The sequence below is a fragment of the Streptomyces kunmingensis genome, from assembly GCF_039533535.1.
In the GTDB taxonomy this organism is placed as follows: Bacteria; Actinomycetota; Actinomycetes; order Streptomycetales; family Streptomycetaceae; genus Streptomyces; species Streptomyces kunmingensis.
Genome location: NZ_BAAATS010000029.1, coordinates 17,066 through 22,106, shown reverse-complemented (window position 1 = coordinate 22,106; position 5,041 = coordinate 17,066). Strand labels below are relative to the sequence as shown.

Below are 5,041 nucleotides of genomic sequence, written 5' to 3'. Positions count from 1 at the left end.
CCCGCGGCATAGCGGTAGAGGGTCTCCACCACCGCGAACTTGTCCGCGATCGCGGCGGGAGAAGTGGTGTTGTCAGTGTCCGACATGGCGCGTCCTTACTTGGCGGGTCGTTACGTCAACCACCGTAGACCACTAAACGACACCTGTCGAATAGTGGTAACGTCGAGAGCGAACTCACCGAAGGGGTGTCATGTCGGAAACGGATCTGAGTGCTCAAATGGCGCCCGTCACCTGTGCCCGCAGAGAACTGGAGCGTTCTCATACCGAGTTGTCGGCCGGGCGCCGGGCCAGGTCAGTGATACGCGACGAGGCCGGAGCCGGGGCGCCACCGGCGCCTTCCCAGCCATTGGCCGGAGCGCGAAGGCGGCCGTCGAGATCCGAGGCGGCGGAGCCAAGTGGTTGCACTCGAAGCAGGGTGCGTCCATGGTGAGTGAGCAGACTTCGGCAGTCGCAGCGGATCCGCGCTTCACCCGCTCGCGACAGGCGATCGCGGACGCACTGGCCGACCTCATGGAGCGGACGCGGTCATGCCCTTCGGTCTCCGCACTGGCGGAAGCAGCAGGCATCCACCGCGCCACCTTCTACAACCACTTCGACTCGGTCGAAGAAGCCGCGGTGTACGTGATCGCGGACGATTTCCGTGCCCTGCATGACGTGTACATCCGCGATCGGCACAGGGGCACGGACGCGACTGCTGTCGAAGTGGCCACCCTGAACTCGATGCTGGACTCTCTTCGGCAGCGCAAGAGTCTCTTCCTGCTGGCCTCGACCTGGCGCTCGTCGAGCGGACTGATGGGGATCGGCGACCTTCTCCTGGAGCAACTGCACGCTCTCCGGCGCGACCTGGGTGTGGACGAGCAGGAGTCCGGCGCGAACAACTCCGTCGAGGACGTCTACACCGCCTCCGGCGTGCACGGAGTCTTCTCAGCCGCGGTCGGAGGCAACACCGACTGCGACCCGGAGGAGATCACGGTCCGTCTGTACGCTCTCCTGCCCCAATGGATCCGCCGGCCACCGGAGTCGTCGTCGACGCACGTCAGCGAATCGGCCAGTCGAGATGCCAAGCCGATTCGATGACCGTACCCGCGATCCCCGCCCCCACCAGGGGTGACGCTGTGCCCTCTCCCCGTCAGCGCAACCTGCCCTCACTCACCGGAGTTCACTGATGACCTCTCACATCCCCCCGGCTCCGACTATTCGTTATCTGGCAGTCACCCTTGACTGCTCCGACCCCGTCGAACTGGCGCATTTCTACAGCCAGGCCCTCGGCCTGCCCGTGGCCCATTCCACTGACGGCTTCGTGTTGCTGGGCAGTGAGGGTTCACCCGGCCTGGGCTTCTATCGTCTGGCCGACTACCAGCCCCCGACCTGGCCGGAGTCCACCGTACAGAAACAGGCCCACCTCGAACTGGGTGTGGATGACCTGGATGCGGCCGAGGCCCGGCTCATCGCTCTGGGAGCCGTCAAAGCGAGCCTGCAGCCGCTGCCCAACCGACGACGGATCCTGCTGGATCCTGCTGGCCACCCGTTCTGCATCACTCTCTGAGGACGATCGCCCAGGCGGCGAATCGACGCACAGTGTTCAGCGCCGCAGCGAAGATCCGCTCGCGCACCTTCATAGACGCAATATCCATCACACCGGTTTCGACGCGCAGACGCCGCTCGGCGGCTGCGCGTCGAGAGGAGACATCACGTGAGCATCGCCCTTGTACGCAACCCAGGCGACGGCCAGGACTTCCGCTACTACAACAACGTCATCGAGCAGGTGGCGACCAATGCGGAGACGAGCGGAGCAGTCAGCGTCATGCGTCTCACCGTCGGCCCTGAGGACGCGCCACCTCTGCACACCCACAGCCGGGAGGACGAGAGCTGGGTGGTCCTCTCCGGCCGAGTCCGGTTCTGGGTCGGATCGACCTCACTCGACACGTGCGAAGTGCACGACGCCGAACCCGGCGCCTACATCCACGTGTCCAGGCTCGTCCCCCACACCTTCCAGACCATCACACCGACCGCGGAAGTTCTCGTCATCAACAACCCCGGAGCCATCGAGGGCCTCTTCCACTCAGTAGGGTCCGCCGACGCGCGCGCCGACGCCGAGCACACCGACCTCGCGGCCGACTACGGGATCGTGAACCACGACAACCCGCCCCCCGCCTAGATCCCGGGCCGCGCCCGGCGATCGTCAGCCGGGGTCGGCTGCGGCTCCCGACCCGCACTACCGCAGAAGGCCGGCAGCGCTGGCCCTCGGCCTCGACAAGCCACACTCCCAGCACCTCGATTGAAAGAAGGACACCATGAGCAAGGACCTCAAGGACCTCAAGGACAAGGTCATCGCCTACCTCCACGCACTGGAGAAGCCTGACTTCGAGGCCGCGCGCGCCCTGTGCGCCGAGACAGCTACCGTCTGGCACAACGACGGCAAGGGAGACGAGACGCTCGATGAGTACTTTGAGGGGCTGAAGAGGCAGATCGGCTCCTACGAATCGATCCGCTACGACATCATCCGCCAGTTTTCCCAGCCGGGCGCAGTCCTCCAGCAGCACGTGGTCCGGGTAACCGCGAAGAGCGGTGAGCGCGGTGGGGTGCACGCCGCGGTCTACTTCGCCTTCGACGATGCCGGGCTGATCACCCGCATCGAGGCGTACGCCAACTACATCCCCGACAGTCAGGACAGCTGAGGCGGCGGCTGCGCTCACCCCACCATCACGACGGCATGCCGGGCGAGGAGCGCTCGCGCCGTCACCGTCCAGACGCGCCGTAGCGCGGGGCCCTGAGCTCGGCCTGGACCGCGCTCAGGAGCCGGAGCGGCGGCCTCTGGTGCGTCGCATCAGGACCCATCCGCCTGCACTTGCACTCATGCACTCATGCCGCGCAGGGTCCGCTGCAGACCGGCGTCAATGCGGTCCATCGTGGCCGCGTAGGCCTCGGGCATGTCGACATCGAGTCGGTCGGCGAGCACGAAGACCCACCACAGGCATTCAGCCAGCTTGTGCCGCAGTTCGGCGTCTACATCGCCGTCGATGTCCCAGGTGTGCTCGGCGGCAAGCACCAGGCGCCCGACATAGGCGGCATCGTTGGTGAAGCCGACCGCCAGCTCCGGCAGCGTCCACGTCCGACCCAGTACACGCTGTTCGATCTGCTCGTACTGGGCTCGGACCTTCAGGGCCCTGTCGTCCGCCTCGACGAGTCCGTTGTCGTCGTCCTGTGTCGGTGTCCCGCTCATGGGAGTTCCTTTCGGTGTGGTTGTCCGTGTCATGTATGACGCTAGGGCCAGATGCGGACGTTTTTGGTCCTGGTTTGAGCTCGGCGTGGCCGAGCCTGTCAGCAGATGGGTGACGTGCGTCGTGGGATCGGCCGGCGGCCTGGCTCCTCATGGACCACTTGACCGTCCTCCGAGACGCGGTGGGGCTGTGGGGCACGTATACGACCGCATCCTGGGTCTCGGCGGTGCGGTGTGCGGCCCCGCTCGCCGCGTCAGGGGTTGGGCACCGCGGCCAGTTCGAAGTCGGCCCGGTCGGTGTCTACTCCGTTGATCCGCAGGGAGATCGCGTGCCGTCCGGGGTAGTAGCGGCGTGTCGTGATCGGCCGGAACGAGTGCTCCCGGGTCACCTGGATCTGTTCGTCCGGCGCGAGGGTGCGGGTGGTGAGTTTGAACGTCTTGCCGGTCTGGCTCCCGTCGGCCTTCCGGTGATGCACGACGTAGTCGATCGAGAGCCGCGCCTGGTGAACGCCGGCGTTGCGGATCGAGGCGGTGAAGCGGACGCTGTCGCCCATCGGGACAGTGCCCCGGTCCAGCACGGGTCCGTCGATCTCCAGGACTGCGGGGGCGAAGCCGAGCAGTTCCAAGGCCCCGGGGTGGCCGCGCTTGACGAGTGTGCGCAACCCGTGGCGGACGAGACGTTCGGTGGTGGTGTCGGGACGGTCCAGCCAGCGGCGGGCCGTGTCGAGGACGATCTCTGGGTGGTCTCGGCTGAGGTCGTTGAGATGGTTGGCGACCGAGCGCCGCACGTACTCGCTCTCGTCCCGGTACAAGACGTCCAGGATCGGCACGGTCGCCCCGGGACGGGCCATGATGTCCGGCACCCGTACCGCCCAGGGCAGGTAGGGGCGGGTACCTTCGGAGGCAAGCCTGCGCACGTCGGCGTCCATGGAGCGCGTCCAGTCGTCGGCAATGACGTGGAGGGCCCTGTCGAGGTCGTGCCGCAGCAGGGTTCTGAGGGCGAATTCTGCGGTGAGGCGGCCAGTGAGGCTTGCGAGTAGTTCCATCGCCTCATCGAAAACCACTGCCCCGCCTTCTTGAACGGCGCGGGTGGCAAGAGCGCTGGTGACCGGCCAGATCATCCATCCGGTGAGGTGCGGGGTGTCGTCGCGTGCCATGCGCACGGTCCGCGCCAACGCGGCGTAGTCGCCCGGCAGGTCCGTCAGCAGTGCGTCACGCAGCAGGTCGGCGCGCTGCCGCAAAGTCAAGGAGTCGATCTGCCGGGGCGCCGCACGCAGTGCGGTGAGGTCGGCATCAGGCGCGACGGCCCGGATCGCACGCGTAAGACCGTGCACGGTATGTCGGCCGATGAGTTCGTCGGCGAACGGCATGGTGGCCTCCCAGAGTCACCCGAGGTACCGCAGCCCGGTGGTGAGCTGCCAGTCCACGCTGTCGTGGTCGATCGTGGCGTGGACGGGAGAGTCCGCCATCTCGCCGGTGATTCCCGCGGCGCCGGCTCGTGCGTGCGGCAGGCTGTCGTAGGCGACGATGTCGATGATGCGACCGTCGTTGGTCCCGACGATACGGCGCCACAGAAATCCGGGCTGTCGCTTGAGGTAGGCATCGATATCGGCGTTCGCCGCGACGAAGTCATCGACGGTGCAGCCCTGAGCGGGGCGGAGGGTGGTGATTTCGAGTGTCTCGGCCATGATGTGTTCCGTTCGGGTGCGTGTTATCGGGTGAAGGCTTGGGAGGTGATGCCGTTGATGGTGGTGTTGCCCTGCTGGAAGCCGGTCATGGATTCGATCATGTTGTGGGGGTAGTCGAGGGTGGGTGTGGTCA

Annotated in this window: 7 protein-coding genes; 4 read left to right on the top strand and 3 right to left on the bottom strand. The window is 66.4% G+C overall.

All coding sequences use genetic code 11. The annotated features are described in order from the left end of the window. Positions 1 to 423: 423 nt before the first annotated feature. The 4 genes from ABD366_RS33430 to ABD366_RS33415 all read left to right on the top strand — a co-directional run bounded on the left by ABD366_RS33430 (position 424) and on the right by ABD366_RS33415 (position 2,678). On the top strand, positions 424 to 1,077 hold the full coding sequence (locus ABD366_RS33430) for a TetR/AcrR family transcriptional regulator (RefSeq protein ID WP_344443024.1): 654 nt from the start codon (positions 424 to 426) through the stop codon (positions 1,075 to 1,077). 88 nt (positions 1,078 to 1,165) lie between these two features. Further along, positions 1,166 to 1,546 carry a VOC family protein gene (locus ABD366_RS33425; RefSeq protein WP_324768732.1) on the top strand — a complete coding sequence of 127 codons (381 nt, stop codon included), beginning with the start codon at positions 1,166 to 1,168 and terminating at the stop codon, positions 1,544 to 1,546. A 147-nt stretch (positions 1,547 to 1,693) separates the two neighbouring features. Further along, the gene (locus ABD366_RS33420) at positions 1,694 to 2,158 is read left to right on the top strand and encodes a cupin domain-containing protein (protein WP_324768731.1); all 465 of its coding nucleotides are present in this window, start codon (positions 1,694 to 1,696) and stop codon (positions 2,156 to 2,158) included. 136 nt (positions 2,159 to 2,294) lie between these two features. Further along, positions 2,295 to 2,678: a nuclear transport factor 2 family protein gene (locus tag ABD366_RS33415; RefSeq protein ID WP_324768730.1), complete on the top strand. Its 384-nt coding sequence runs from the start codon at positions 2,295 to 2,297 to the stop codon at positions 2,676 to 2,678. A 176-nt stretch (positions 2,679 to 2,854) separates the two neighbouring features. Here the strand turns inward: ABD366_RS33415 and ABD366_RS33410 are convergent, their stop codons facing one another. The 3 genes from ABD366_RS33410 to ABD366_RS33400 all read right to left on the bottom strand — a co-directional run bounded on the left by ABD366_RS33410 (position 2,855) and on the right by ABD366_RS33400 (position 4,908). Further along, on the bottom strand, positions 2,855 to 3,223 hold the full coding sequence (locus ABD366_RS33410) for a nucleoside triphosphate pyrophosphohydrolase family protein (RefSeq protein WP_324768729.1): 369 nt from the start codon (positions 3,221 to 3,223) through the stop codon (positions 2,855 to 2,857). A 251-nt stretch (positions 3,224 to 3,474) separates the two neighbouring features. Further along, positions 3,475 to 4,590: a DNA alkylation repair protein gene (locus tag ABD366_RS33405; protein WP_324768728.1), complete on the bottom strand. Its 1,116-nt coding sequence runs from the start codon at positions 4,588 to 4,590 to the stop codon at positions 3,475 to 3,477. A 15-nt stretch (positions 4,591 to 4,605) separates the two neighbouring features. Continuing rightward, complete coding sequence (locus ABD366_RS33400; protein ID WP_324768727.1) at positions 4,606 to 4,908, bottom strand: hypothetical protein; 303 nt, start codon at positions 4,906 to 4,908, stop codon at positions 4,606 to 4,608. Between the last annotated feature and the right edge of the window lie 133 nt (positions 4,909 to 5,041).

Bases quoted from the DNA above. Each gene is read 5' to 3' on its own strand.
- ABD366_RS33430 (WP_344443024.1), top strand. From the start codon at position 424: ATGGTGAGTGAGCAGACTTCGGCAGTCGCAGCGGATCCGCGCTTCACC.
- ABD366_RS33425 (WP_324768732.1), top strand. From the start codon at position 1,166: ATGACCTCTCACATCCCCCCGGCTCCGACTATTCGTTATCTGGCAGTC.
- ABD366_RS33415 (WP_324768730.1), top strand. From the start codon at position 2,295: ATGAGCAAGGACCTCAAGGACCTCAAGGACAAGGTCATCGCCTACCTC.
- ABD366_RS33410 (WP_324768729.1), bottom strand. From the start codon at position 3,223: ATGAGCGGGACACCGACACAGGACGACGACAACGGACTCGTCGAGGCG.
- ABD366_RS33405 (WP_324768728.1), bottom strand. From the start codon at position 4,590: ATGCCGTTCGCCGACGAACTCATCGGCCGACATACCGTGCACGGTCTT.
- ABD366_RS33400 (WP_324768727.1), bottom strand. From the start codon at position 4,908: ATGGCCGAGACACTCGAAATCACCACCCTCCGCCCCGCTCAGGGCTGC.